22 protein-coding genes are annotated in these 25,495 nt (G+C 68.2%); 9 read left to right on the forward strand and 13 right to left on the reverse strand.

Translation table 11 applies throughout. From position 1 onward, the window contains the following. Positions 1-34: 34 nt before the first annotated feature. The 5 genes from CRO50_RS07495 to CRO50_RS20495 are packed head-to-tail and all read right to left on the reverse strand — an operon-like array spanning position 35 to position 4,455. Entirely contained in the window at positions 35-733 is a 699-nt protein-coding gene (locus CRO50_RS07495; protein ID WP_097145248.1) for a gamma-glutamyl-gamma-aminobutyrate hydrolase family protein, read from the reverse strand. Beyond that, complete coding sequence (locus tag CRO50_RS07500) at positions 730-1,743, reverse strand: amidoligase family protein (protein ID WP_157791723.1); 1,014 nt, start codon at positions 1,741-1,743, stop codon at positions 730-732. Before CRO50_RS07500 ends, CRO50_RS07495 begins: the two co-directional genes overlap by 4 nt. A 58-nt stretch (positions 1,744-1,801) precedes the next feature. After that, positions 1,802-3,520: a sensor histidine kinase gene (locus tag CRO50_RS07505; RefSeq protein ID WP_097145250.1), complete on the reverse strand. Its 1,719-nt coding sequence runs from the start codon at positions 3,518-3,520 to the stop codon at positions 1,802-1,804. Between the two features lie 12 nt (positions 3,521-3,532). Then, positions 3,533-4,159, reverse strand: coding sequence for an RNA polymerase sigma factor (locus tag CRO50_RS07510; protein WP_232617734.1), 627 nt, complete (start codon positions 4,157-4,159; stop codon positions 3,533-3,535). Next, the gene (locus CRO50_RS20495) at positions 4,156-4,455 is read right to left on the reverse strand and encodes a NepR family anti-sigma factor (protein WP_332835695.1); all 300 of its coding nucleotides are present in this window, start codon (positions 4,453-4,455) and stop codon (positions 4,156-4,158) included. Before CRO50_RS20495 ends, CRO50_RS07510 begins: the two co-directional genes overlap by 4 nt. Between CRO50_RS20495 and CRO50_RS07520 the strand changes: the two genes are divergently transcribed. Next, positions 4,424-5,248, forward strand: coding sequence for a response regulator (locus CRO50_RS07520; RefSeq protein ID WP_097145252.1), 825 nt, complete (start codon positions 4,424-4,426; stop codon positions 5,246-5,248). The genes CRO50_RS20495 and CRO50_RS07520 overlap by 32 nt on opposite strands. A gap of 96 nt (positions 5,249-5,344) precedes the next feature. On the opposite strand, the gene CRO50_RS07525 is transcribed toward CRO50_RS07520, so the two are convergent. The 3 genes from CRO50_RS07525 to CRO50_RS07535 all read right to left on the reverse strand — a co-directional run bounded on the left by CRO50_RS07525 (position 5,345) and on the right by CRO50_RS07535 (position 7,493). Further along, positions 5,345-5,548 (reverse strand): DUF1328 domain-containing protein, encoded by a 204-nt coding sequence (locus tag CRO50_RS07525; protein ID WP_097145253.1) that lies wholly within the window; start codon positions 5,546-5,548, stop codon positions 5,345-5,347. Positions 5,549-5,691: 143 nt separating this feature from the next. Then, complete coding sequence (locus CRO50_RS07530) at positions 5,692-6,702, reverse strand: 5-oxoprolinase subunit C family protein (protein ID WP_097145254.1); 1,011 nt, start codon at positions 6,700-6,702, stop codon at positions 5,692-5,694. Beyond that, positions 6,699-7,493 carry a 5-oxoprolinase subunit B family protein gene (locus CRO50_RS07535; protein ID WP_143516871.1) on the reverse strand — a complete coding sequence of 265 codons (795 nt, stop codon included), beginning with the start codon at positions 7,491-7,493 and terminating at the stop codon, positions 6,699-6,701. The genes CRO50_RS07530 and CRO50_RS07535 overlap by 4 nt, the downstream gene beginning before the upstream one ends. A gap of 94 nt (positions 7,494-7,587) precedes the next feature. Between CRO50_RS07535 and CRO50_RS07540 the strand changes: the two genes are divergently transcribed. The 3 genes from CRO50_RS07540 (at position 7,588) to CRO50_RS07550 (ending at position 10,460) form a co-directional block, all read left to right on the forward strand. Then, positions 7,588-8,565, forward strand: coding sequence for a TRAP transporter substrate-binding protein (locus CRO50_RS07540; RefSeq protein ID WP_097145256.1), 978 nt, complete (start codon positions 7,588-7,590; stop codon positions 8,563-8,565). A gap of 63 nt (positions 8,566-8,628) precedes the next feature. Further along, positions 8,629-9,156, forward strand: coding sequence for a TRAP transporter small permease subunit (locus CRO50_RS07545; RefSeq protein ID WP_097145257.1), 528 nt, complete (start codon positions 8,629-8,631; stop codon positions 9,154-9,156). After that, complete coding sequence (locus CRO50_RS07550; RefSeq protein WP_097145258.1) at positions 9,156-10,460, forward strand: TRAP transporter large permease; 1,305 nt, start codon at positions 9,156-9,158, stop codon at positions 10,458-10,460. The genes CRO50_RS07545 and CRO50_RS07550 overlap by 1 nt, the downstream gene beginning before the upstream one ends. Before the next feature lie 342 nt (positions 10,461-10,802). On the opposite strand, the gene CRO50_RS07555 is transcribed toward CRO50_RS07550, so the two are convergent. Continuing rightward, positions 10,803-11,312 (reverse strand): winged helix DNA-binding protein, encoded by a 510-nt coding sequence (locus CRO50_RS07555; RefSeq protein WP_097145259.1) that lies wholly within the window; start codon positions 11,310-11,312, stop codon positions 10,803-10,805. 154 nt (positions 11,313-11,466) lie between these two features. Between CRO50_RS07555 and CRO50_RS07560 the strand changes: the two genes are divergently transcribed. The 4 genes from CRO50_RS07560 (at position 11,467) to CRO50_RS19905 (ending at position 17,380) form a co-directional block, all read left to right on the forward strand. After that, positions 11,467-12,711, forward strand: a complete 1,245-nt coding sequence (locus tag CRO50_RS07560) for an N-acetylmuramoyl-L-alanine amidase (RefSeq protein WP_097145260.1) — start codon at positions 11,467-11,469, stop codon at positions 12,709-12,711. Between the two features lie 114 nt (positions 12,712-12,825). Continuing rightward, the gene (locus tag CRO50_RS07565) at positions 12,826-15,354 is read left to right on the forward strand and encodes a penicillin-binding protein 1A (RefSeq protein ID WP_097145261.1); all 2,529 of its coding nucleotides are present in this window, start codon (positions 12,826-12,828) and stop codon (positions 15,352-15,354) included. A gap of 361 nt (positions 15,355-15,715) precedes the next feature. After that, on the forward strand, positions 15,716-16,837 hold the full coding sequence (gene prfB / locus CRO50_RS07570; protein WP_097145262.1) for a peptide chain release factor 2: 1,122 nt from the start codon (positions 15,716-15,718) through the stop codon (positions 16,835-16,837). 300 nt (positions 16,838-17,137) lie between these two features. Then, a complete protein-coding gene (locus CRO50_RS19905; RefSeq protein WP_143516872.1) occupies positions 17,138-17,380 on the forward strand; it encodes a hypothetical protein in 243 nt (80 codons plus the stop codon). Positions 17,381-17,494: 114 nt separating this feature from the next. Here CRO50_RS19905 and CRO50_RS20500 read toward each other — a convergent pair whose 3' ends face one another. Beyond that, positions 17,495-17,716, reverse strand: coding sequence for a lytic murein transglycosylase (locus tag CRO50_RS20500; RefSeq protein ID WP_332835694.1), 222 nt, complete (start codon positions 17,714-17,716; stop codon positions 17,495-17,497). After that, the gene (locus CRO50_RS20505; protein WP_332835693.1) at positions 17,647-18,018 is read right to left on the reverse strand and encodes a lytic murein transglycosylase; all 372 of its coding nucleotides are present in this window, start codon (positions 18,016-18,018) and stop codon (positions 17,647-17,649) included. The genes CRO50_RS20500 and CRO50_RS20505 overlap by 70 nt, the downstream gene beginning before the upstream one ends. A gap of 105 nt (positions 18,019-18,123) precedes the next feature. On the opposite strand from CRO50_RS20505, the gene CRO50_RS07580 reads away from it, so the two are divergent. Beyond that, a complete protein-coding gene (locus CRO50_RS07580) occupies positions 18,124-18,909 on the forward strand; it encodes a DUF2189 domain-containing protein (RefSeq protein ID WP_097145263.1) in 786 nt (261 codons plus the stop codon). A 254-nt stretch (positions 18,910-19,163) separates the two neighbouring features. Here CRO50_RS07580 and CRO50_RS07585 read toward each other — a convergent pair whose 3' ends face one another. Together CRO50_RS07585 and CRO50_RS07590 are read right to left on the reverse strand one after the other, a co-directional pair. Further along, positions 19,164-23,330, reverse strand: coding sequence for a translocation/assembly module TamB domain-containing protein (locus CRO50_RS07585; RefSeq protein WP_097145264.1), 4,167 nt, complete (start codon positions 23,328-23,330; stop codon positions 19,164-19,166). Further along, positions 23,330-25,162: an autotransporter assembly complex protein TamA gene (locus CRO50_RS07590; protein ID WP_097145265.1), complete on the reverse strand. Its 1,833-nt coding sequence runs from the start codon at positions 25,160-25,162 to the stop codon at positions 23,330-23,332. The genes CRO50_RS07585 and CRO50_RS07590 overlap by 1 nt, the downstream gene beginning before the upstream one ends. Positions 25,163-25,495: the final 333 nt, after the last annotated feature.

Here is a 25,495-nt window from a genome sequence, read left to right on the forward strand (position 1 = left end):
GTTCCAGAAAAAACGTACCCGAGCGCATCTTTTTTCAGGGGCGGTTTTCGCGGCCTTTCCGGGCGGCGCTGACCAGGGCGCGGAAGAGCCTGCGCTGGCGGCGGGCATAGAGCAGATGCTCGGGGTGCCATTGCACGCCGATGGCCCAGGGGCCCTCGGTGCTCTCCAGCGCCTGGGGCATGCCGCCCTCGTCCCTGGCCGAGATGCGCAGCCCCTTGCCGACATGGGCAACCGCTTGGGAATGCAGGGCATTCACCTTCATCGGCAGGGTGCCCGCGATCTCTGCCAGGCGAGTGCCCGGCTGCACCGAGACACGGCGGCGGGGCAGGATGGTGCGGTAGCGACGCGAGGTGAAGACCTCGAAGGCGTCCTGGTGCAGGCTGCCGCCCTGGACCACGTTCAGCATCTGCGCGCCGCGGCAGATCCCCAGCACCGGCAGGTCGCGGTCGCGCGCGGTTTCGATCACCGCGGCTTCCATGCGGTCTCGGGCCGGGTCCAGCACCACCTCGGCGCGCAATTCGCCGCCGTAGAGCGTGGGGGCGATATCGTCGCCTCCGCCGATCACCACCCCGTCGACCGCGCCGAGGTCCACCTCGTCCTCTTCGATCCAGCGTAGCGCTTTCGCACCGGCCAGCGCAAGGTTGAGCCGGATCAGCGGAAAGATGCGCCAGGCGGAGCGTCGGGACACGGTGACCCCGATGCGTGGCCTGCGGGTTTCGCCTGCGGGGCTCATGTGGCCAGCGCGCGGGCGGCGGCGGTCAGGCCGCCATGGCCTGCCTCTTCCAGCAGTGCGCCGCTTTCTTCCTGCCAGCCGTTGATATGTCCGCGCAGGCGCTCCAACGGGTCGGCGCGCATCTCGCGCCAGGCGGTGCAGAGGCGGTCGAGGGTGGCGTGATCCTCGGCCAGGGCCTCGATCTGGCACCAGATGGCCCATTCGCCGCTGAGGCTCCAGGCCGGGTTGTCGATGCGGCAGTCCGGCATGCGGTAGTGGTAGGCGGGCCGGGCCGAGACCGTGCCCCCGGCGCCACGGGCCAGCGCGCGCCGGGTGGTTTCGGGCAGCAGGTGGGCAAAGATCGGCAGCATGTCCAGCGCGTGGTTGCGCGAGGGGGAGATGTCGAAGTAGCTCTGCGCCAGGGCCTCGACCGTGTCGGGCTGGCCGCGGGTCAGCGCATCCGAGAGCTTTGCCGGGTAGGGGTCGACGAAGGGCAGGGCGCGGCGCGAGAGGTCGATGCCATAGGCGTCGCGCAACAGAGGTTCGGTCAGGGCGAAGGCGGTCAGCACCGACCACAGGTGGCGCGGGCTGTCATCGCGGATCTGGACGTTCAGATGCACGCCGAAGCCTAGGAAGAGCCCGTCGTTGGTGCCGGTGGCGCCGGCCTTGCGGAAGCGCGTCAGGACCTCGTCCAGGCGGTCCAGCCTGCCGGGCGAGAAGGGCTCTGTCACCAGTTCCACGGGCACCACCGCGCGGGCCAGGTCCAGCGCCGCACGACCCAGGGCGGTGTCGTCCTGATCGCGGTAGGTGGTATCCATGTAGAGCTTGCAGCTGCCGAAGGGCGTGCCATCCACCCGGTAGTCGCCGCCCTTTCGCTGCGCCGCGCTGCCTGCGGCTTCGGCAAGGATCTGTGCCGCGCGGGCTTCGGTCAGCCCGCCGAATTCGACCTCGACCCCCAGCAGGCGGGTCTTGCCGTCGGGCGTCTTGGGGTGGGGCAGGCTGGTCGGGCTTTCGGGCGTGGCATAGGCCATGCGGCAGGCTCCTTTCGCTTGCGCCGACGCCGCGCGAAGCGCGCGGCGTCGGAGAGTGTCAGTAATCCAGCGGTTCGGGCTGGAACATCGCCACCTCGAAGTCGACGAGGGCGCGGTACTCGGTCTCGGTCTCCTCGATCTCGATGCTCGAGCCGAGCTGGGTGGCGAAGGCGCGGATAAGCTGGCTGCCCAGCCCGGTGCTTTCGGCATCGCCCTCCAGGTGGTGGGAATCGCCCTTCGAGTTCACCACCTGCAGGCGGGCACGGGTGTCCTCTTGCTTCAGGCTCAGCGTCATCCAGGGCGGGCCCTTGTCACTGCCGGTGTATTTCACCCCGTTGGCCATCAGCTCCGAGGCCAGAAGCGAGAGCGGCACCGCCTGGTCGGGATAGAGGATCACGTCGTCGACGTCGAATTTCACCCGGATGCGGTGCCCGCCCGAGGCCGAGGCCTGAAGCGTCTGGTTGGCGACTTCCCGCACCAGTTCGCCCACATTGACCTGACCCTGGCTTTCAACCTGGTGCAGGTTGCGGTGAATCGAGGCCATGGCCAGCACCCGGTCCTGCAGCCGAGTCAGGATGGCCTTGGTCTCGGGCGATTTGGCGCGCCGGATGTTCATGTTCATGATCGACGAGATGAGCTGAAGGTTGTTCTTCACCCGGTGGTGCACCTCCTTCAGCAGCACGTTGCGTTGGCGCACCGCGTTTTCCAGCTCTGCCTGGTCATGCAGGATGGTCTCGGCCATGAGGATGAAGTCGGTCTCCATGTTCTTCAGCTCATCGGCCGAGAAGCGCATGCTGCGCGCATCCTCGAAGGTGCGCACGCGCTCGAAACGACGCATGCGGCGCGACAGGTTGCGGATGTGGCGGCCGGCCATGCGGTCGATGGCGATGAAGCCCACCACCGCAGAGGCGATCCACATCAGCAGCGGGAACAGGATGACCGGCGCCTCGACCCGTTCGGTCATGTCCGCCACAGAGGGCCAGATGCCGAGGGCGAAGACCTCTTTCTCGAGGATGGGCACCACCACGTAGAGCTGATCTTTTCCGGCGCGGCTCTGACCCGAGAAGACCATGGGGGCAAGCCGGTTCATATCGTCCAGAGAGGAGCGGATCGGCAGGAACTCTTCATGGACGTCTTCATCCAGGGTGCTGGTCAGCACGTCGCCGGCGGCGTTGAAGGTCATCAGGTGTTCAGGAGAGGCCCCGAACGAGGGGCCCTCGGTCAGCTCGAGGCTTGCGTAGGGCACCGAGATGGCGATGTAGCCGACATAGTCGCCGTCGATTTCCACGGGCTGAGTGACCAGCAGCACGGCCGCGTCGCTGACCGCCCCGTTGGACACGGCCAGGACACGCGGGCTGCGCTCGCGGATGGCTTCCAGGTGGGCGGGCCGCTCGGAGACATCGCTACCGACGCCCGTCGAGGCACAGGAGATCTGGCCATCGACGGGGATGAAGGCCACCAGGCTGATCTGTGGCATCGCCTTGTTGACCCTGACCATCGTGTCGCGGCATTCGGGCCCTTCAGCGCCGAAGCTCGACACCGTGCGCGCCAGTGCGGAGGAGGCCCCGAAGGCCTGCTGCAGCAGCGCGCGTTCCTGTTCGACCCCTTGCTGGGTCAGCGCGAGAAGGGACAGGCGTGTCACCTCCTCGGCCTGGCTGGAGACCTGGTTCGTCTGGTAGATCGCGATGGAGCCGATCGGGACGAGCGCGAGAGAGAGAATACCCGCGATCCGGAACGAAAGGGACCGGATCCAAGGCGTGTTGGCACTGTTCGGCATATGGGGCCCTGATTAGCGTGCGGTAAGCGGCTTCGAGGTCACCACGGCCATGGTTGCAGGATCGGTCAGCTCGAGGGCTTCGTCCTCGTTGAGCTGCATCAGTTCGGTCAGCTTGGCACGGCCACGGTTGGCGCGGCTCTTGATCGTGCCGACGGCGACGCCGCAGGCTTCGGCCGCTTCCTCGTAGGAGGCGCCCAGGGCACCAACGAGCACCAGGGCTTCGCGTTGCTCGTCGGGCAGCTGGTTGAAGGCACGACGGAAATCGGCAAGGGCGAGACGGCCGTCATGGGCCGGCTTCTCGGAAAGGCTCTCGGCAAAGACACCATCGACATCCGCTACTTCGCGGCGGGTCTTGCGCAGGGACGAGTAATAGGTGTTGCGCAGGATGGTGAAGAGCCAGGCGCGCAGATTGGTCCCAGCCTGGAACTTGTCGATATTCGTCCACGCCTTGACGATGGCATCCTGGACGAGATCGTCCGCCTTGGCCGCGTTCCGGGTCAGACCCAGGGCGAAGGCGCGCAGCGCGGGCAGGTGTTCCACCAGCTCGTCGCGGGGATCACCCACGGGCGCGGACTTCGGCGTCGCAGCCTTCTTGGCAGGTGCCGCCTTCTTGGGGTCGGCCTTGGCCCACTGCGTCATTCATTGTCCTCCCCATGGCGGGAAGCGGAGCTACCTTGCTCCTTCAATTGATTCAAAAGGTCCTTGAACCGGTCCGGGATGTCCTCTTCGAGGGTGGACTGGAAGACACGGCGGAGATTATCGTCAACCCCACCTTCGTTACTTGGCTTTGTTTGGCCCAATGTTTTGTTCCCCTTCAGAGTGTCAGAGAAATTCTCACGGCTCGCGGAACTCAACGCAAGTCTCGGCGTTGGGTTCCCGAGAAAAGCGAAAAAAGGGGATAAAATGACTGTCTCTTCCAGCCCGGCTACTTCCACCGGCGATATTGCCGCGCTGATCGGCGCGCATCTGCCTTACCTGCGTCGTTACGCGCGGGCGCTGACCGGGGCACAGTCCAGCGGTGACGCCTATGCAGCCGCGACGCTCGAGGCGATCCTTCAGGATCGCTCCGTCTTCGAGCAGGGGATCGGCGAGAAAGCCGCCCTCTTCAAGGTCTTCCATACCATCTGGGCCAGTTCCGGCGCCCCGGTTGCCGTAGAGGCGACGGGGCTCGAGGCCCGTGCGCAGCAGCATATGGCAAGGCTCAGCCCCAATACGCGGGAAGCTCTGCTGCTGCATACCATCGAGGACTTCAACACCGGCGAGGTGGCCGAAATCATGGGCACAGATGAAAACGAGGTCGAGACCCTTCTCGACACCGCCCGCCAGGAAATGGCCGACGCGGTCTCGGGCCGGGTGCTGATCATCGAGGACGAGGCGATCATCGCCATGGACCTCGAAGCCCTGGTGGCGGAAATGGGCCACCGGGTGACCGGCGTGGCGCGGACCCGCGACGAGGCGGTGAAGCTGGGCCTCAGCCAGAAGCCGGACCTCATCATGGCCGACATCCAGCTGGCCGATAATTCCAGCGGCATCGACGCGGTGAACGACCTGCTGGGCGAGCTCGGCGAAATGCCGGTGATCTTCATCACCGCCTTCCCCGAACGCCTGCTGACCGGCGAACGTCCCGAGCCGGCCTTCCTGATTTCCAAGCCCTACCGCGAAGACCAGGTGCGCTCGGCCGTCAGCCAGGCCATGTTCTTTGCCTCCACCGAGACGCTGAAGGGCTGAGCCCCGCAAGCCACGTGACGTTAAAACGCCCCGCCGGAGTGATCCGACGGGGCGTTTCCCTGTTTGGGTCTGTTTTTTGCTCCGCTCGCCCGAGGCTCAGAAGCGCAGGTTCCGGTCCTCGGACCGTTCGCGCTGCCCGGAGTCTCCCAGGGCGATTTGCAGCAGGACCGAAACAGCGCCAAGGCCTGCGAAAAACAGGCACAGGAGCTGGGCAATCCCTGCAGAGTCTGCCGCGATCCCCCCATATCCGAAGAGTCCGGCGACGAGCGCGACAGTAAAGAAAGTGACGGGCCAGATCATGGCGCACCTCCGTTTCCAGGTCGCAATATGTGGCCTTTCGGCCGTTCATATCTTCAACACCTGTACACGGATGCGGTTCCCCCCCGATCATCACAGCGACGAGAGCGGGCCGGGGATGTGAGCCTGTCGGACACGAGTGGCCGTCAGTCTCGCTCCAAATCGTCGCCCGCGGTGACCCCCGAGATCAGCTGGTAGGACAGCAGGTCGGGGATCGTCGCCGGATCACGCAGCAGCGGCGTGATCGCGCGGCGCAGCGCGCGCAGGCGCTCGGCGCCCGTGGGCAGGGGGGCGGGATCGGCAAAGCGGAAGGACAGCGGGCTCTCCGCTCCGGCCTGCACCAGTTTCGGCATGTCCTCGGGGTGGACCGAGCCGATGCGGGGGTAGCCGCCGATGGTCTGGCATTCGGCGCCCAGCACGAAGGGTGTGCCGTCGCCGGTGATCTGGATGTCGCCCGCCTGGATCGGCTCCGAGGCCATCCCGCCCGAGGCCATGTGCCAAAGCGGTTCCGCCTCGCTCATCATCTGGATCGCCTGGCGGTTGCTGCGCGGGCCACGGGTAAAGGAGGCGGCCTCGAAGGCACGGATCTGCTCGGGGCTGAAGAGCTCGGTCTGGGGGCCGGGCAGGATACGGATCTGGCCGCCCTCGAAGCGCGGCGCGACGCGCAGCACCTGCGGCGGCGCCGAGGCTGCGCGGTCCTTGCCAAGGGGCAGGGCCTCGGCCTCGGTCAGCAATGCGCCGATGCGCACCGCCAGGTGGGTGGCGCGGCTGCCCAGCACGGGCTCGCTTGCGATACCGCCGCCCGGCGTCAGGTAGCCCGTGGTGCCGGAGCTGACCCCGCCGACCGAGAGCACCTCGCCCGGCGCGAGGCTGAGCGCCGAGTGCCACGGCACCGGACGCCCGTCCAGCGAGGCGCGCATCGGCGCCCCGGTCAGCGCCACGCGGGTCTTTTCGGTCACCGTGAAGCGCCCGCCCATGCCGGGCATCTCGATCCCGGCGACGGGGGCGGAGAGGCCCAGCAGGGCCGCGGCTTCCCACAGCGCCAGGGTGTCCTGCGCGCCGCCGCGCGACAGCCCCTGAGCGGCCAGGCCCGGACGGCCCAGGTCCTGAACGGTCAGCATCGGACCGGCCGAGAGGATTTTCAGCACAGCGCTCATGACAGCACCTCCAGCCGGGCGCCGCCCATCGGTTGGGCCTCCAGCGCGGACAATTCATCGGCGCTGACGCGGCTCAGGCGGATCTCGTCCCCCTGGCGCAGCGGCATCGGGTCGGGCGCGCCGGGCTGGAAGGGCCGGAAGGCGCAGCGCCCGATCTGAAGCCAGCCCGTGGGCGAGGCATTGGCAAAGAGCACCAGCTGCCGGATCGCCGCCACCAGCGCGCCCGGTGGCACATCCCTCAGGGAGGTGCGGCGGGGAAAGTTCCAGGGCTCGGGCAGCAGGCCGATGTAGGGCTGACCGGGGGCAAAGCCGATGGCCAGCACCCGCGGCGCGGCTTCCAGGATAGAGCGCACCGCCTCGGCCTCGGTCAGGCCGGTCTCGGCGGCGGCTTCCGCCAGTCCCGGCGCATCGCTGCCATCGAAGCTGACCGGTAGGGTCCAGCGGCGCGCCGGCGCGCGCTCGGGAAGAGAGAGCCAGTCGCGGCTGGCCAGCAGGTCCGTCAGCGCCGCCTCGAGCTTGGCCCGGCGCGCGGGTGCCGTCTCTCCGGTCGAATCGAAGCGAAGCTGCACAGAGGCCAGGGCCGGCACGGCCTCTTCCACGCCCTCGATCTCGCGCGCTTCAGTGGCAAAGGCCTGGGCTGCGCGGTTTGCCTCAAGGGAGAAGCGGCTGGCGAACCGGGCCAGAAAACCGTCCATTCCCAGTGGGTATAGGGCGGGAGCCGCCTCTTTCTTGCTCATTTTCTTCCGGGCCTCTCTCGGGCGGGACGTCCAAATTCGGGTTCCTCTTGACATAAGTTTCAAAACGCAGACAAATTGTCAACGTAATGTCATCGAGATGAGCCCGTGCGTCAGATACGGGTCGATATGTCCACAGGAGGACCTGAAAGTGAACCGTTTTGCCAAATCCCTGACCGCTGCAGCGGTCTCTGCCCTTGCCCTTGCCGCTCCGGCAGTCGCCGAGACCTGGAACATGCCGGTCCCCTACGGCGACACCACCTTCCACACCGTCAACATCCGCGAGTTCGCCGCCGACGTGGCCGAGGCCACCGAAGGCGCGCTTGAGATCGAGGTCCACTCCGCGGGCTCGCTCTTCCCCCACGGCGAGATCAAGAACGCCGTCCGCTCGCGCCAGGTGCCGATCGGCGAGTTCTTCCTGTCGACCCTGTCCAACGAGGACGCGGCCTTCGGCGTCGACAGCCAGCCCTTCCTGGCAGCTTCCTACGAAGAGGCCGAAAAGCTCTGGTCCGCGCAGAAGCCGGTGATCACCGAGCTCTTCGCCGAGCAGGACCTGATGCCGCTCTTCTCGGTGCCGTGGCCTGCCCAGGGTCTTTACACTGAAGAGGAAGTGCTAACGGTCGACGACCTCGCCGGTCTGCGCTTCCGCGCCTATAACGCGGCGCTCGAGAAGTTCGCCCAGCTGGCCAAGGCCGCCCCGGTGCAGGTCGAAGCCCCCGACATCCCGCAGGCCTTCTCGACCGGCCAGGTCGACGCCATGATGACCTCGCCCTCGACCGGCGCGAACTCCAAGGCCTGGGACTTCGTGTCCACCTATACCGCCGTCGACGCCTGGCTGCCGAAGAACATCGTCGTGGTGAACAAGCGCATGTTCGACCGTCTGCCCGAAGACGTGCAGGCCGCCGTGCTGGAAGCCGCTGCCGAAGCCGAGACCCGCGGCTGGGAAATGTCCGTTGCCGAGGCCGACGCCAAGAAGGCCGTCATGGCCGAGAACGGCATGGCCATCGTCACCCCCTCGGACGAACTGATGTCCGGTCTCAAGGACATCGGCGCGACCATGATGGAAGACTGGAAGACCTCTGCCTCCGAGGCAGGCCAGAAGGTTCTGGCCGACTACGAGGCCGAGTAAGCCTTTCGCGGGCCCCGCTCTTCCGGCGGGGCCCTTCCTTTCCCGACAGATCATGGGGGCGAAATGATCCGGCGCCTGCTCGATACGCTCTACCTGGCCGGAGGCGCCGTGGCCGCCCTGGCCATCCTTGCCATCTGCCTGCTGGTCGCAGCGCAGGTCGGCCTGAACATCCTGGCGCGGGTCGGTGGCCCGGCCTGGTCCTATACCATCCCTTCCTATGCCGATTTCGCCGGGTTCTTCCTGGCCGCGGCCAGTTTCATGGCCCTGGCCCATACCCTGCGCTCGGGCGTGCATATCCGCGTCAACCTGCTGATCTCGCGGCTCAATCCCCGTGCGACCTGGGGGCTTGAGCTGCTGACCCTGGCGCTGGCCACCGCGCTTTCGGCCTATGCCACGCGCTATGCCATAAGCCTCACCCACGAGAGCTGGGATTATGGCGACATGTCCTCGGGCATCGTGGCGGTGCCGCTGTGGATTCCGCAGCTCTTCATGGATGCCGGGCTGGTACTGCTGACCCTGGCCTTCCTCGATACGCTGGTCGAGAGCCTGCGGGCCCGCCGCCCGGTCATCGCCGACGCGGGAGAAGCCTGATGTCCGATCCCCTCATCTTCTCGATCCTGCTCGCCGTGCTGCTGGTGATGCTCGCCGCGGGCACCTGGGTCGCGGTCTCGCTGCTGGCCCTGGCGCTCTTTGCCATGACCTTCTTCGCCAATGCCCCCCAGGGCCTGGTGCTGGCCACAAGCCTCTGGGGCCATTCGCATTCCTGGTCGCTGGCCTCGCTGCCGCTCTTCATCCTGATGGGCGAGATCCTGTTGCGATCACGCCTGTCCCAGGACATGTTCTCGGGCCTCGCGCCCTGGCTCGGCCGGGTGCCGGGGCGGCTGCTGCATGTCAACGTGCTGGGCTGCGCCATCTTCGCCGCCGTCTCGGGCTCTTCGGCGGCCACGGCGGCCACCATCGGGCGCATGTCGGTGCCCGAGCTGACCGAGCGCGGCTATCCGCAAAGCCTGATCCTGGGCACCCTGGCGGGCTCTGCCACCCTGGGCTTCCTGATCCCGCCCTCGATCATCCTGATCGTCTACGGCGTGGCGACCGAGCAGAGCATCGCGCGGCTCTTCATGGCCGGCGTGCTGCCGGGCATCATGCTGGTGGCGCTCTTCGGAGGCTACGTCAGCCTGCGTGCCATGCTCTCGCCCTCGATCATCCCCGAGGAAAGCCAGAGCTTCACCCTGCGTGAGAAACTGCATGCCTCGCGGCGCCTGATCCCGGTGATGCTGCTGATCCTCGGCGTCATCGGGTCGATCTACTCGGGCGTGGCCTCGCCCACCGATGCCGCCGCCGTGGGGGTGATCCTGTCGACCCTGCTGGCCTTCGCCTCGGGCGGGTTCAACTGGACGAGCTTCCGCGAGGCGTTGATGTCGGCCACCCGCACCTCCTGCATGATCGCCTTCATCCTGATGGGCGCGGCCTTCCTGGCCATCGCCATGGGCTTCACCGGAATCCCCCGGAACCTGGCGGCCTGGATCGGCGGGATGGAGCTCTCGCCCGCGGCGCTTCTGGTCGCGCTGACGATCTTCTTCATCGTGCTGGGCTGCTTCCTCGACGGGATCTCTGTGGTGGTGCTGACCACCTCGATCATCCTGCCGATGGTAGAGGCGGTGGGGATCGACCCGATGTGGTTCGGCATCTACCTGGTGCTGGTGGTGGAAATGAGCCAGATCACCCCACCCGTGGGCTTCAATCTCTTTGTCATCCAGGGGCTGACGGGGGTGGATATCCTGCGCGTCGCCAAGGCCGCGCTGCCCTTTTTCGGGCTGTTGCTGCTGGCGGTGCTGCTGATCTCGGTCTTCCCCGGACTGGTCACCTGGCTGCCCGAGGCCATGGCCAATCGCTGAGCAATGCGGGGCCGGGGAACCGGCCCCGAAACCCCGTCTGTGGCGCGTCGGTATCCTGTCTGTATCACGTCGGTATCACGTCGGTGCCGGGCGCGCGGTGCCTTCGGGCGGCGTTAAGGACCTGAAGAGGCCAGGCCGGGGGCTCCGCCCCGCCGCTGACGCGGCCCCCCGGAGTATTTTCAGCCTGGTGATGACGATTGGCAGGGGCGTTTGCCGGCACCCTACTTTTCCGCCGAGAGGGTGCACGCCCTCAATGGGAAAGTAGGGCGCCTTTCAGGCTCCGTCCCACCTCATCACCAGGCCACAAATACTCACCTTTCCCGGTCGCTTCCGGGCGGGCGGTCAGAGAGAGGCGGCGGCGCGGCTGGCCTGGTCGTAGAGCCCCGACATGCCGCGCAGGGCGGCGGCGATGCGGCGCAGTTCCTCGCCGTCGTAGCCGGTGGTGGGCAGGGTGCCCAGAAGGCATTGCTCGCGGATCTTCTGGTAGGCCATGCAGAGCGCCAGCCCGGCGGGGGAGGTCTTGTAGAAGACCTCCTTGCCGCGTTTCTCGTTTTCCAGCAGGCCCAGCTTCAGCAGCTTGCGCAGGGCGTAGTTCACCGTATGGCTGTCCTCGATGTTGAGGATGAAGCAGATGTCGGTCAGGCGCTTCTCGCGGCCACGCGAATTGGTGTTGTGCAGCACCAGGATTTCAAGCGGTGACAGTTCGGGCATGCCCGCCGCCGTCATGCAGCGCTGCATCCAGCGGGTGAAGGCGTTATAGGCGATGATCAGCCCGTATTCGAATTCCGAGGCCTCCCAGCCTTCCCCTTCAGCAAGGTGGCGGGACGAGACGATGCGGCGGCTGTCGGACATGGAACCCTCTTTCGGCGATGATTTATCGGCAATTTATCAGGATCAGGGGGTATTTGGGAAGGGCAGGGCGCGGGGCCTCGCCGGGGCGGGTCATCGGGGGTTCGACGCCGGCGCCGGATCGGCTAGGGTGGCGACGATAAAAGAGGCGAAGCAGATGACAGGCAGCAGGCGGGCGGTGGCAGCTCTCGGGCGGATATGCGCAGCACTGGTGCTGGCGCTGGTCCTCGGGCTGCCGGGGCAGGGCGGGGCGCAGGACTTCTCTGGCCTGGCCACCGTGGCCCCCGGCGGCAGCGAGATCCGTGACCGGCGCGGCGCGCTGGAGGTGACGCTCTCGCTCAGTCAGGGGGTGCCCTACCGGATCTTCACGCTCGAGGACCCGCGCCGCCTGGTGCTGGATTTCCGCGAGGTCGACTGGCGCGGGGTCGATCCCAAGGTTCTGCTCAATTCCGACATCGCAAGCTCGGTGGCCATGGGGCCCTTCCGCCCCGGCTGGTCGCGCATGGTGATCGAGGTGAAGGAACCGCTGGCCCTTCAGCGCGCCGACATGCATGTCGACCGCGAGAGCGGCGCCGCCCTGATGGGCGCGCGATTCACCCCGGTCAGTGCCGAGACCTTCGCTGCCGGTGCCGGCCTGCCCGCGGGCAGCGCCTGGGATCTCGAGCCACGCGCGCTGCCGGCCCCGGCGCGGGACCCCGATGCGCCGCTGCGCATCATGCTGGACCCCGGCCATGGCGGCATCGATCCGGGCGCCGAACGTGAAGGCGTGGTCGAGGCGCCATTGATGCTGACCTTCGCCCGCGAGTTGCGCGACCTGCTGATCCGCTCGGGCGCCGAGGTCTTCCTGACCCGTGACGAGGATATCTTCGTCTCGCTCGAGGGGCGGGTGGCCATGGCCCATGCGGCGGGCGCCGACCTCTTCGTCTCGCTCCACGCCGATGCGCTGTCCTCGGGGCGCGCGCTCGGCACCACGGTCCACACCCTGTCACGCGAGGCCAGCGACGAGGCCAGCCGCCTGCTGGCCGAGCGCCACGACCGCGGCGACCTGCTGGCGGGCATCGACCTGAGCCGCAGCGATGACGAGATCGCGGGCGTGCTGATGGACCTTGCCCGCACCGAGACCCAGCCCCGCAGCGAACGGCTTGCCGACGCGCTGGTGCTGTCGCTGCGCAGCGAGGGGCTGCCGCTCAATACCAGGCCGCGCCGGGCGGCGGGCTATTCGGTGCTGAAGGCCCCGGATGTGCCTTCGGTGCTGGTCGAGCTGGGGTTCCTGTCGTCGAAGCGCGACCGCGAGAACCTGCTGGATGCGGCCTTCCGCGCGCGTCTTGCCAGCGCGCTGCGCGACGGCATCCTGGCCTGGAAGATCGCCGATGACACCCTGGCCCCGCTGCGGCTGAAATAGCCCCCGAAATACTTGTCGCATCAAGCCGCCACCGGGCGGGATAACAGCCTATGTGTTTTGACCGGAGGCGGGGGGCGGGCTATATGGTCGCCTCAACCAACGAGGCTCGGGCGCGTGATCAGATTCGTACTTTCCTTCCTGGGTGGGATTTTCACCTTCGTCACCGCGGCGCTGCTGGTGATTGCCCTGTCGATCGGCGCGATCTTCTGGGTCTATGGCCGTGACCTGCCCAGCCACGAGGCGCTGGCGCGCTACCAGCCCAAGTCGATCAGCCGGATCTACTCGGGCGAGGGGCAGCTCATCGACGAATTCGCCCGCGAACAGCGTCTCTACACCCCCACCGACGAGATCCCCGACCTGATCAAGTTCGCCTTCATCTCGGCGGAGGACAAGAATTTCTACACCCACGCCGGCTACGACGTGCGCGGCATCGCGGCGGCCCTGGTCGAAGCGGTGAAGTCGCGCGGCCAGAGCGTGCGCGGCGCCTCGACCATCCCGCAGCAGGTGGCCAAGAACCTCTTCCTGTCGGGCGACCGCAAGATCGAACGCAAGGTGAAGGAGGTCATCCTGGCCTCCCGCCTGGTCGAGAGCCTGCCCAAGGACGAGATCCTGGGCATCTACCTGAACGAGATCTTCCTGGGCCAGAACTCCTACGGCGTCACCGCCGCCGCGCGGGTCTATTTCAACAAGACCCTGACCGAGCTCGCCCCCCACGAGGCCGCCATGCTGGCCGCCATGCCGCAGGCGCCGGGGCGCTATCACCCGGTGCGCGCCAAGGAGCGCGTCACGCAGCGCCGCAACTACGTGCTGCGCGAGATGATGGAGAACGGCTATATCGACGAGGCCACCTACGAGGCCGAGGTCAAGCTGCCGCTGCGGTCGGTCCAGGCCGGCGACTTCGAGCCTTACCGCGACAACCTGCCGCCGCGTGACTATTTCACCGACGAGATCCGCCGCCAGCTCTCGAGCGATTTCGGCGAAGAGGAATTCTTCTCGGGCGGTTTCACCGTGCGCGCCACGGTCGATCCGGGCATGCAGAAGGTGGCCGCGCGGGCGCTGCGCCACAAGCTGGAGGAATTCGACCGCTCGCTGAAGGTTTGGCGCGGGACGGGCAAGGAGCTGCCCGCGGCGGCGCTCGACTCCGAGCAGGCCTGGCGCGAGGCGCTGGCCTCTGCGGAAGTGCCGCGTGACATCGACCTGGGCGGGGAATGGCTGCCCGCCGTGGTGCTGGGCGTCGAGGCGCAGCAGCTGCGCCTGGGGATCGAGGGCGTGGCGCTGGATGATCCCCGTGGCAGCGTGGTGCCGCGCAGCGACATCGGCTGGATGAAGGGCGACTTCTTCGAGAACTTCTCGGAAGGCGACGTGGTGCTGGTGCGGGAAGCGCTGACCGCGGATGGCGGGTTCGATCACTGGTCGCTGCGCCAGGTCCCCGAGGTCCAGGGCGGCTTCATGGCCATGGATGTCAACAACGGCCGGGTGATCGCCATGCAGGGCGGGTTCTCCTACCAGGATTCGGTCTTCAACCGTGCCACCCAGGCGCGGCGCCAGCCGGGCTCCAGCTTCAAGCCCTTCGTCTATGCCTCGGCGCTGGACAGCGGCTATACGCCCGCCACCATCGTCATCGACGCCCCGATCGAGATCGAGACCGCCGAGGGTGTCTGGCGGCCGAAGAACTCCTCGAACAAGTTCTACGGCCCGACGCCCCTGCGCACCGGCATCGAGCAATCGCGTAACCTGATGACCATCCGCCTGGCGCGCGAGGTCTCGATGGATGTGGTCGCGGCCTATGCCGAGCGCTTTGGCGTCTACGAGGACATGTCCCCCTACCTGGCCAACTCCCTGGGCGCCGAGGAGACCACGCTTTACCGGATGGTCGCGGCCTATGCGATGTTCGCCAATGGCGGCGAGCGGGTCGAACCCACCCTGGTGGACCGGGTGCAGGACCGCTACGGCAAGACGATCTATCGCCATGACCAGCGGGTCTGCGTCGATTGCGCCGACCTGTCGTTGCCGCCGGCGCGCAGCCCGGTGATCCGCTCGAACCGCCAGCGGGTGATGAACGCGATCACCGCCTACCAGCTGACCTCGATGATGCAGGGCGTGGTGCAGCGCGGCACCGCCGCCTCGGTGGTCAAGCTGCCGGTGCCGACCGCCGGCAAGACCGGCACCACCAACGAGGCCCGCGATGCCTGGTTCATCGGCTTCACCTCGAACATCGTCGCCGGGTGCTACATCGGTTATGACACCCCCCGTCCCATGCTGGGCGGACGCGGCTACGGCGGCACGCTCTGCGGCCCCGTCTTCCAGGAGTTCATGACCGAGGCGGTGCAGAAGTTCGGCGGCGGTCCCTTCGAGGTGCCCGAGGGTGGCCACTTCATCAAGATCGACCGCTACACCGGCGCCCGCCTGGGGCCGGAGGCCTCGGGTGCCAACGTGGTGGCCGAGTACTTCCGCGACGGCGAAGAGCCGATCTTCGGCATCTTCTATGACGGCGGCTTTGCCATGGGCTCCGACCTGCCGCTCTTCGAGGAAGTGGGCCAGGGCGCACAGGGGCAGCAGCAGGTCATCACCTCGACCGGCGAGAAGGCGACCATCGGGCCCAAGGCGGGCTTCGGCGCGCTCTCCTCCGGCGGGCTCTACTGACGTAGGCCGGGCAGGGGGGCGCTGCCCCCCTTGAGCCCTGGCGGGCTCAATTCCCCCCGGAGTACTTCCAGCCTGGTGATGCAGCAGGACGGCACCCGGAAAGGCGGCCTACGTCTGCCACCGGGGGCGTGGCACGCTCATCGGCAGACCTGGGTCGCCCCTCCGGGCTCTGTCTTTCCTGATCCATCACCAAGCTGAAAATACTCCGGGGGAGGCTCCGCAGGAGCCGGGGGCAGCGCCCCCCCTGACCGGGTGCCGCAAGTGCTGCCTAGGCAGGCGTGGCGCGAGGGTGCCATGCGCTCCCTTGTCCCGCTTCCGCCCTTGAGATAAACCCCGCAGGCAAAGTCGAGAAGGAACCGCAATGCGCGCCGAGGCCCAGAACATTGTTGCCGAAGTCGAGAAGTCCCTGGAGCTGCTGCGCCAGCGGATGGACTGGGAGACGGCCCAGCACCGGCTGGAAGAGTTCAATGCCCGCGTCGAGGATCCCAACCTCTGGGACGACCCGGCCAAGGCCCAGGCGCTGATGCGTGACCGTCAGGCGCTGGTCGATTCCATCGCCACCCATGATGCGCTCAAGCAAGAGCTTCAGGACAATATCGACCTGATCGAGCTGGGCGAGATGGAAGAGGACGAAGAGGTCGTCACAGAGGCCGAAGAGGCCCTGCGTGCCCTGCGCGACAAGGCCGCCGAGAAGGAGCTGGAAGCGCTTCTCAACGGCGAGGCCGACAGCAACGACACCTTCCTGGAAATCAACGCCGGCGCCGGTGGCACCGAGGCCTGCGACTGGGCCTCCATGCTGCAGCGGATGTATGTCCGCTGGGCCGAGAAGCGCGGCTACAAGGTCGAGCTGCAATCCGAGGAAGCGGGCAGCGAAGCGGGCATCAAGTCCTGCGCCTACAAGATCTCGGGTCACAACGCCTATGGCTGGCTGAAGTCGGAATCGGGTGTGCACCGCCTGGTCCGGATCTCGCCCTTCGGCAAGGGCACCCGCGAGACCTCCTTCGCCTCCGTCTGGGTCTACCCGGTGGTTGACGACAATATCGAGATCGAGGTGAACCCCGCCGATATCCGTATCGACACCTATCGCTCCTCGGGCGCTGGCGGTCAGCACGTCAACACCACCGACTCCGCGGTGCGGATCACCCACCACCCCACGGGCATCGTCGTGACCTCTTCCGAGAAGTCGCAGCACCAGAACCGCGACATCGCCATGAAGGCCCTGAAGTCGCGCCTCTACCAGCTGGAGCTCGACCGGCGCACCGCCTCGATCAACGAGGCGCACGAGAACAAGGGGTCCGCCGGCTGGGGCAACCAGATCCGCTCCTACGTGCTGCAGCCCTACCAGATGGTGAAGGACCTGCGCACCAACCACGAGACCTCGGACACCTCCGGGGTGCTTGACGGGGCGCTCGACGGTTTCATGGCCGCGACGCTGGCGATGAACCTCTCGGGCAAGAGCCGCGCCGAGGCCTCTGCGGAATAAGGGCATTGCGCGAATCTCCCCCATATGGGGGAGAACGCGCGGATTACCGATACGGAACTCACGCGCGGGGCAACTCTCGCCATGATTGAGTTCATCGGGCTTGTCCGATAACAATTAGTTTATCAGAGCGGGTGCAAGCAGCTTCCCGCCCGTTTCAGCTTGCCTGATCCAATCTCCGCACAGCATATCTGAAAGGGTACGGCCCGGTAATTTTGGCGTCGTGCTTTGTGTTGTTAATCACTTTCGCATTTGGAGCGGGCTCCCCTTCCGAATGCGCGACGTAGCCAGAAAGGCGGAGCAATGAGACAGAAAACTTTGATTACGGCGGAATTCCGTACTCCCGCAGATACCACCAGGGAGGCCCAGCCGGCTGACACGGACTGGACCCGCTCGTTCCCCGAAGGCAGTGTCGAAGGCTCCGGCTGGATGCTGGACGTGCTTGAGGACCTGCACGCCTATGCCCGCCACCACCAGCTGAACGATGCCGAGGATCTGCTGGCCGATACCCGTCGCAAGCTCGCCCGGATGCTGCGCGCCAACTGACCTGCCGGAGCCTCCGACGTGCGGTCTGCCGTCGGGTGCTCATGTTCTCGATGAACGGAACCCGGTCGCGCCTGCGCCACGCAAGCCAGCTGCCGGGTCCTTGCGTTCAGAGGTTCAGCCGTCGATCCTGGCCGCCGCACAGGCAATGGCCCCCTGTAAGACGGTCGCCGCATTCCATTCGTTCAAGATCCTGACGTTCGCCGTGCCCTCGTCGTAGGGCCGAAAGCGTCGCCTGCCCTTCTGCGCCAGGTTTTGGGCGGTTGAGGTCAGCGCATCGTCGGGCTCATGGAGATCGACACGGCCGTCGCCATTTCCGTCGCGGCCATGTTCCAGCACATTGCCTGCCAGGAATTGCGCATGGCCGATCTCCCATGCGCGGCGCCAATGGCATTCGGATCAAGCCAGCCGCGATCGACAAATTCCAGGGCTGCCAGGAAATGCCGGCTGAAAAACGCGGAGCGGCGGCAATCATGAGCGGTGGTCGCGCCAGAGCTGATCACTGGGTCCTTGCCGAAGAACTGGTCAAAGCCGCTTTCCATTCCATGGATGGCAATGACCACCCCGGCGGGCACGCCGTATTGCTTTTCCAGCGCATCGCGGAAAGCCGCATCGCGGGCGCGGCGCCTGGTGCCGGGCAAGCCTGTCGCATCGCACCTCAAGCCGGGCTTGATCGGCGGGCGCAGGCGGGGGCAAGATTGCCGGACCGAGCGCTCCGGGGGGAGGGGCGCCAGAGGGAGGACAGGATGGAGTTCATTGCCGATGAGGCGCCCCGCGAGGGGCTGCCCGAGATGCGCAGGGTGACCGGGGCGATGCTGCGCGAGGCGCTGCGCCGGGGCTGGGCCGATTTCAGGCGCGCGCCGCTCTGGGGGCTCTTCTTTGCCTCGGTCTACGTGCTGATCGGCTGGGCCCTGGCCTGGGTGACCCTGGCCACGGGGCAAAGCTACTGGCTGATCTTCGCCGCGCTCTCCTTCCCGCTGGCGGGCCCCTTCGCGGCGGTCGGTCTCTACGAGGTCTCGCGCAGGCTGGAGCGCGGCCAGCCGCTGAGCCGCCGCGCGGTGCTGACCGTGGTGCTGCGCCAGTCGCGCCGACAGCTGCCCTCGCTCTGCGCCATCATCATCTTCCTGCTGCTGTTCTGGTTCTTCCTCGGCCACATGATCTTTGCCCTCTTCCTGGGGCTCTCGGTGATGACCAATGTCTCGAGCTCCTTCGCCGTCTTCCTGACGGCAGAGGGGCTGTCGATGCTGGCCTTCGGCTCGGTGGTGGGGGCGGGCTTCGCGCTGCTGCTCTACATGATCACCGTAGTGGCCCTGCCGCTGTTGCTGGACCGCGAGGTGGACTTCGTCACCGCGATGATCACCAGTTTCGGCACGGTCACCGCCAGCCCCGGCCCGATGCTGACCTGGGCCGCGCTGATCGTCGCGCTGACCTTCCTGGCCCTGCTGCCGGGCTTCCTGGGGCTGTTCCTCGTGCTGCCCTGGCTGGGGCACGCGACCTGGCATCTCTACGATCAGATCGCCGGCGAGGCATAGGGCGGGGAGGGGGCTCTGCCCCCGTCGCCAGGGGCGACTCCCCCGGAGTATTTTCAGCTTGGTGATGAGACAGGCCATGGCAGGTTGGCACCCGCCCTTTCGTCATCGGGCTTGCACGCTCTCAAGGGAAAAGTCGGGTGCCATTCAGGTGCCGTCCCGCTGCATCACCAGGCTGAAAATACTCCGGGGGGAATTGAGCCCGCGAGGGCTCAAGGGGGGCAGCGCCCCCTTCCCCTGACAACCTGGGCCCTTCCTCAATAGTCCTTCTCGAAGAACACCCCCAGCCCGGTGTCGCCGGTGCTGTCGACCGAGCCCTTGGCGCGGATGTTGTCGGTCAGGTCGAGGTTGATCGACAGGCTGGTTTCGCCTTCGCCGGTGATCTCGGTTTCGGTGTAGATGTTTTCGTTCAGGTACTTGCCTGCCGTGACCGAGGCCTGGCCATCGACATCGGTGGCCACGTCGAGATTGTCGAGCCCGGTCGAGGCGCGCAGGCGTTCCAGCACGCCGTCGCCGCCCTGGCCGGTGAGCGTGGCCACCGCCGCGGCAAGCTGCGCGGCCTGCAGCGCCGAGAGCTGCGACAGGGGCTTGTCGAAGAAGAGCTGCGAGAGGATCTCGTCCTCGGGCAGGCCGGGGTTCGAGCTGAAGTCGATCTCGGGCGCCGTGGCGGTGCCGTCGATGGCGATGGAGTAGACGTAGCTGCCTGATTGCGAGGTGGCCACGAAATGCAGCAGCGGCTCGAAGCTGCCGGCCAGGCGCAGTTGGCCCTCGGTGAGATCCAGACGCTTGGTCAGGATCGACAGCCGTCCGCGCACCAGGTCGAACTGGCCCACGGGGCGGGGGGCGCCGGTGGTGCCGCCGATATCCAGCGCACCGCGCAGCTCGGCATCGAGGCCACGGCCACGGATGAAGACCGAGCTGTCGGTGACCACCCGGATGTCCAGCCCCAGCCCGCCACCGCCGCCGGAGCTGCCGCCGCCGACCACGCTGCTGCCGCTGTCGCTGCCGGTCAGCCCGGCGCGGGCGCGGGTGGTGCGGCTGGCGCGGGGTTCCGCGATGTGGCGCATCTCGGGGATCGTCTCCTGACCTCCGAAGCCGCCCGAGGGGACGCGGATCTCGGTCTCGGTCAGCCCGATCCGCCCCGCGATCCGGCCATTGCCGGCCAGCGGACCTGTCAGCGAAAGCGTCCCGTCGAGGACCGTGGTGGCCAGCCCGGCCTGGGTGAAGACCACCCGGTCCAGCGCCACGTCGAGACCGGCGGAATAGGGGGCTTCGAGCGCCACAGGGCCGCTGACCCGCAGGCGTCCGCCCTCGGAGGGGGCTGCCGTCAGGTCGAGCCGCGCACGGCCTCCGGCAAGCTGCACGTTGCCGCTGATCCCGTCGATCACCTGGCCCAGGCCCGGCGCCACGAGGCGGCCCTCCGAGAGGCTGACCTGGCCTGACAGCGCCGATAGCTGCGGCTGGCCGTCGAGCGCCAGGTCGAACCGCGCCAGCCCCGCGATGGAGCGCGGCGCGATGAAGGCATTGGCCAGCCCCAGCGGGGCCGAGCCGTCAAGGCGGATCGCCACGCTGCCGTCGGGCCGGGCGACCTCACCGCTGACCCGCGCCCGCGACCCGCCGGGGCCATCCGCCGTGGCATCGACTGCCAGGGCGCCGTTCTGCCCCGGCGTGACCCGTCCGGTCACGGTCAGCGGCCCCGAGAAGCCCTCGGCCAGGCGGGCGAGATTGTCGAGCCGGGCGTCGAGATCCAGGGTGATGTCGCTGCCCGCCACCTGGCCCGAGGCACTGGCCTCGAGCGCGGCGGAAGAGAGCGCGGCGCTGTCGATTTGCAGCACCCCCGCCTCGTCCAGGCGCAGCTCTGCGGTCACCGAGCTCTCGCCCGCGAAGAGCGCGTCGAGCTGCGGGTTGCCGATGCCGATGGAATTGCCCCGTGCCTCGGCGCTGACGCGATAGGCGGGGCCCTCTCCGCTGACCGTCGCCGCCAGCGAGAGCGGTCCGGCGCTGGTGCCGAAGGGCAGGCCGCTGTCGGGCAGGCGGGCGTCGATCTGCAGCGCGGTCTCGGCGCCGATCCGGCCGGTGGCGCGGGCGCTCAGGCCCGGCGTGTTCAGGTCGAGCCGCGACAGGGTGACCGTCTCGCCCGCAAGGCCGGCGTCAAGGCTGACAGAGCTCTGCCCGTCGAGCAGCGCATCCAGCGGCGCGATGCCGGTCGCGAGCCCCTCTCCGCCGCCCGAGAGCCGGGCGCGCAGGTCGTCGGGTTGGCCGGTCAGGCGTCCCGAAAGCTCCAGCGGACCGCCCGTGGCGCCGGTGAAGGTGCCGGAATTGGCCAGCCAGGCCTCGAGCTCCAGCGCCATGTCGCTGTCGGGGCCGGGCAGGGGGCCCGCGACCGAGAGGCGCATCGCCTCGTTGGCCAGCAGGGCCTGGTCGATGCGGGGGGCGCCCTCGTCTGGCAGGGTGGCCTTGGCATTCAGGCTGAGCCCGCTGGCCAGAAGGTCATCCAGCGCCGCGATGCCAAGCGCCAGCCGCTCGCCGCCGCCGGTGGCGGTCAGGGTGGTCTCGGTGGCGGTGCGGGCGATCTCGCCGGAAAGCGAGAAGGGCGCGGGGGTGGCCTCGGCGCCGGTCAGCAGGTTGGCATCGGCAAGCTCAAGCGCGTAGCGGATCGTGCCGTCCTGCGAGCCGAAGCGGCCCGCGCCGGTCAGCTGCATGGCCTCGGTGCCGATCCTCAGTTCGTCCAGGGTGATCCCGGTCTCGTCGCGGGTCACGTCGAGCGCCAGTTCCGCCGGGGTGGAGAGCAGGGCATCGGCCTGGGCGATGCCCGTGGCCAGCCCCTCGCCCCGACCCGAGGCGGTGATGCGCCCGGTCCCGGCGGGCAGCTGCATCTCGGCGTTCAGGTCAAGGTTTGCGGCCCCGGCCAGGTCAAGCCCGGTCAGCGGCGCGAAGGCGGTCAGATCGGCGATCTCGGCGCTGGCTTCCAGCGTCAGGTCTGCCTGGGCGCCGGTGCCCTCGTAGGAGGCCTGGCCGGTCAGCTGCAGGGCCTGGCCTGCAAGGCGCAGGTCCTCGACGGTCACCGGGCCATTGCCGAAGCGCAGATCGGCAGAGCCGGTCAGGGTCGGCCCCAGGGCGCGACCCACTGCGGGGTCCTCGGCCTGCAGGCCGCGCGCCACCAGCCCCAGGGTCAGCCGGCTGGCGCGGGTCTTGCGCAACGGCCCCGAGAGATCCAGCACCAGTTCTTCGGCGGCAAAGCCCGGCATGGCGGCCGAGAGCGCCTCGAGCCGCCCGGTCATCTCGTTCGAGCTGCTGCGGTCGAAGCGCGCCTCGATCCGGGCGGAGGCCAGCGAAAGCGCCTCTCCCATCGGCAGGGTCAGGCGTTCGGCCCCGTCGGGGGCGGCCATCAGACCCTGGATCGCAAAGGCCTCGGGCGTGCCGTCACCGTCCAGCGTCACCTGTCCCTCGAGGTTCACCGAAGCCGAGCGCAGGCGGAAGAGCTGCACGTCCAGCGCCCCGTCGGCACCGGCGGTGCCGGTGGCGGTCAGGCCGATGTCGGTGCCGAGAAAGTCGCGGTAGTCGGGCGCCATCAGCGCGGTCAGGTCGCCGCCCAGTTCGGCGGTGAATTCGCGCCCGCCATCGTCGCGGCCGCGCAGGCTGACATCACCGCTCAGGCGTTCCTCGCCATCGGTGGCCAGCAGCAGCGTGGCGTCGTATTCATCCAGCGGTCCGGTGCCGCGTGCCGTCAGCTCGACCGCCGGCGCGCCGGGAAGATCCAGCAGGTTGGCGATCAGCCCGCCCTGGGGTTCGGAGGCCGAGACATCGACCGAGAGGCTCTCGCCCTCGGGATCGTAGGCGGCGAGGATCGAGATATGCCCCTCGCGGTCCAGCCGGTCGATGTCGAGGTTGGTGTCCAGCCCGCCATCGGCCAGGCGGGCGCCCCCCTCGAGGGACAGGGTCGCGGCTTCGCCGACCACGGCCGCGCCCATCTCGAAGCGACCGATGCGCAATTCTCCGATCTCGACCGCCACCGGCAGGTCGGGGATCGAGAAACCCGAGGCCTCGGGCGAGGGGGGCTTTGGTTCGCTCTCCGGCAGGCGCTCCAGCGTGATACTTGCCGCCGACAGGGTGGTCACGTCGAGCCGCCCGCGCAGCAGGGCAGAGCGGTTCCAGTCCAGCTCGGCGTCGCGCAGGTCCAGCCAGATGCCCCGCTCGTCGGCGATGGTCAGCCGCTCCATCCGCGCCGTGGACGACAGCGCGCCCTCGAAGCCGGTGATGTCGACCTCCATCCCGTCCGAGGAAAGGGCGTTCTGCAGGGTGCGGGTCAGGAAGCCCTCGCCATCGTCGTCGGGCGCGCTTTGCTGGGCGGCAGCCGGGCTGAGCACCAGGAGCGTACAGGCGGCGAGGGGCAGAAGGCGGCGGGCGTGGGGAAGGCGCATCATCAGAAGCTCTGTCCAATTCCGACATAGACCGACACGGAGTCGGTCGCGCCCGTAACCGGCACGGCGATATCCGCGCGGATCGGGCCGATGGAGGTGTAATAGCGGATGCCCAGGCCGGCGCCGCCCTGCCATTCGCCGCCCGACAGATCCGGGTCGGCAGAGACATAGCCGTAGTCGACGAAGGCGGCGGCGCCCCAGCTCTCGCCGATGCGGGCGCGCAGCTCGGTCGAGATGGCGGCAAAGCCGCGCCCGCCGGTGGCGGTCGGCCCCGAGCCCACGCCAAGCGACTGGTAGCCCTGGCCGCGCACGCTGTCGCCGCCGCCGGACCAGAACAGCCAGTCGGCGGGGGTTTCGGCGATGGAGGGCCCGGCCAGCATGCCGAGCTGCAGCCGGCCCGCCAGCACGAAGCGGTCATCGGCAAAGCCCCGGTAGCCGCGCAGGTCGGCGCTGGCGCGCAACCCGCTGGCGGTGCCCGAGAGACCGGCGAAGGGCATCAGCTCGACCTCGGCATAGGCGCCGTCGGTGGGGTTCGTGCCATCGTCGCGGTTGTCCCAGGTCAGGCCCGTGCTCAGCGTCAGGTGGGTGAAATCGCGGGTGCCCGAGGCATCCTCGGTCTGGCTGATGCGCAGCCCCAGATCGTAATCGGCCGAAAGCGTCTCGGTGATGTAGCGATCGACGCCGACGTTCACCTCGGCGATGTCCGAGATGTAATTGGGCTCATCCTCGCGGGCGAGGTTCAGGCCGAAGACCAGGCTGCGGTCGGGGTTGCGGAAGGCGGGGTAGGTGTAGCTGGTCGACAGCGCGTAATCGATGCCGCCGGTGCCGCCGCCCAGGCCCGCGATCTCGGCATCGAAGCGCAGCCGCTCGGCGCCGCCGCGCAGGTTGCGGTGCAGCCAGTAGCCCGAGAGCGTCAGCCCGTCGGTGGTGGAATACTCGGCCCCCGCGCCCAGGCGGCGGGGCTTGGCGTCCTGCACCTCGATCCGGGTGGGCAGGGTGTCGCCGGGGCCGATCTCCTCGGCCTCGGTGACCACGGCGGAGGCGAAGGCCCCGGCCTGGCGCAGGCGGGTCTCGGCGCGGGCGATCTCGGTGGGGGAATAGACCTCTCCCTCGGGGATGCCGGCGATCTGGCGGATCCGCTCGGGTCGGACGGCGCTTTGGGTCGCGGCCTCCGACAGGGTGACGGTGCCGAAGGTCAGGCGCGGGCCGGGAGAGATGGCGAAGGCCGCATCGACCTTCTCGGTGCCGTGGTTGGCGGTGATCTGCTGCGACGAGATCCGCGCCTTGGCATGCCCCTGCTCGGCCCAGGCGGTGCGGCCCGCCTCTGCGGCCTGGCGCATGACAATCGTGCCCGCGGGCTGGCCGGTGGCGAAGCCTTCGGGCAGGACGGTGCCCTCGGGCACGGGGGCGACGCGGGCCTCACCAAAGCTGAAACGGGGGCCGGGGGTGACCTCGATCTCGATGCGCCCCACTTGCGCGTCGCGGTCCAGCGCCGAGACGCGGCTGGCTTCGCGCCCGTCGATGCGGATCGAGATCGCGCCCGAGAAATAGCCCCGCTCGTAGAGCGCGGCCAGCAGGCGGCGATAGTCGGCCTGCGCGGCGGCGATCAGCTCCTGCGCGTCCTCGATGCCATCGGCCTCGGCCTGCACCGACAGCGAGGCCCCGCGCAGCGCCTTGGCCAGCTCGCCATCACCGGCGGACAGGCTGACCTCGGCGGCCGCGAGCGGCAGCGAGGGCAGGGCCAGGGGAAGGCAGAGCAGGGCACAGCCCAGAAAGCGCGCAGAACTGCGCAGGCGCGGCAAGAGGTTCTGGCCGGGTCGCAGGGCTTTCGTCATCGGGCGCGGCACCTTCCTTTTTCGGCCGGGCAGATCCGGCGGCAACAATTCGTCGGGGCGCGCGCGCGTGCGCCGCCCTCGGGTCAAGCTAGTGCGGGGCATGGGGATTGACCAGCGGGACAAGCGTGTCGCGCGCGGGGCCAGCGGATTGCCGCAGGGCTTTCCCCGCCTGGTTGCAAGGCTGCGCGCAGAGGCGTCCTGCCTGGGGCGCGGACATGCCCGAGGCAGGGTCGTGACGCAAAGGCCAGAGCCGCGCCATGGGGGAATTCCGGACGTGACAATGACCGTCAGATTTCAAAAAATCTGCCGTAGTGGGCCAGTTTTCGCCTACCC

Origin of the sequence: Pseudooceanicola antarcticus (assembly GCF_900215355.1) — a bacterium.
GTDB lineage: Bacteria > Pseudomonadota > Alphaproteobacteria > Rhodobacterales > Rhodobacteraceae > Pseudooceanicola > Pseudooceanicola antarcticus.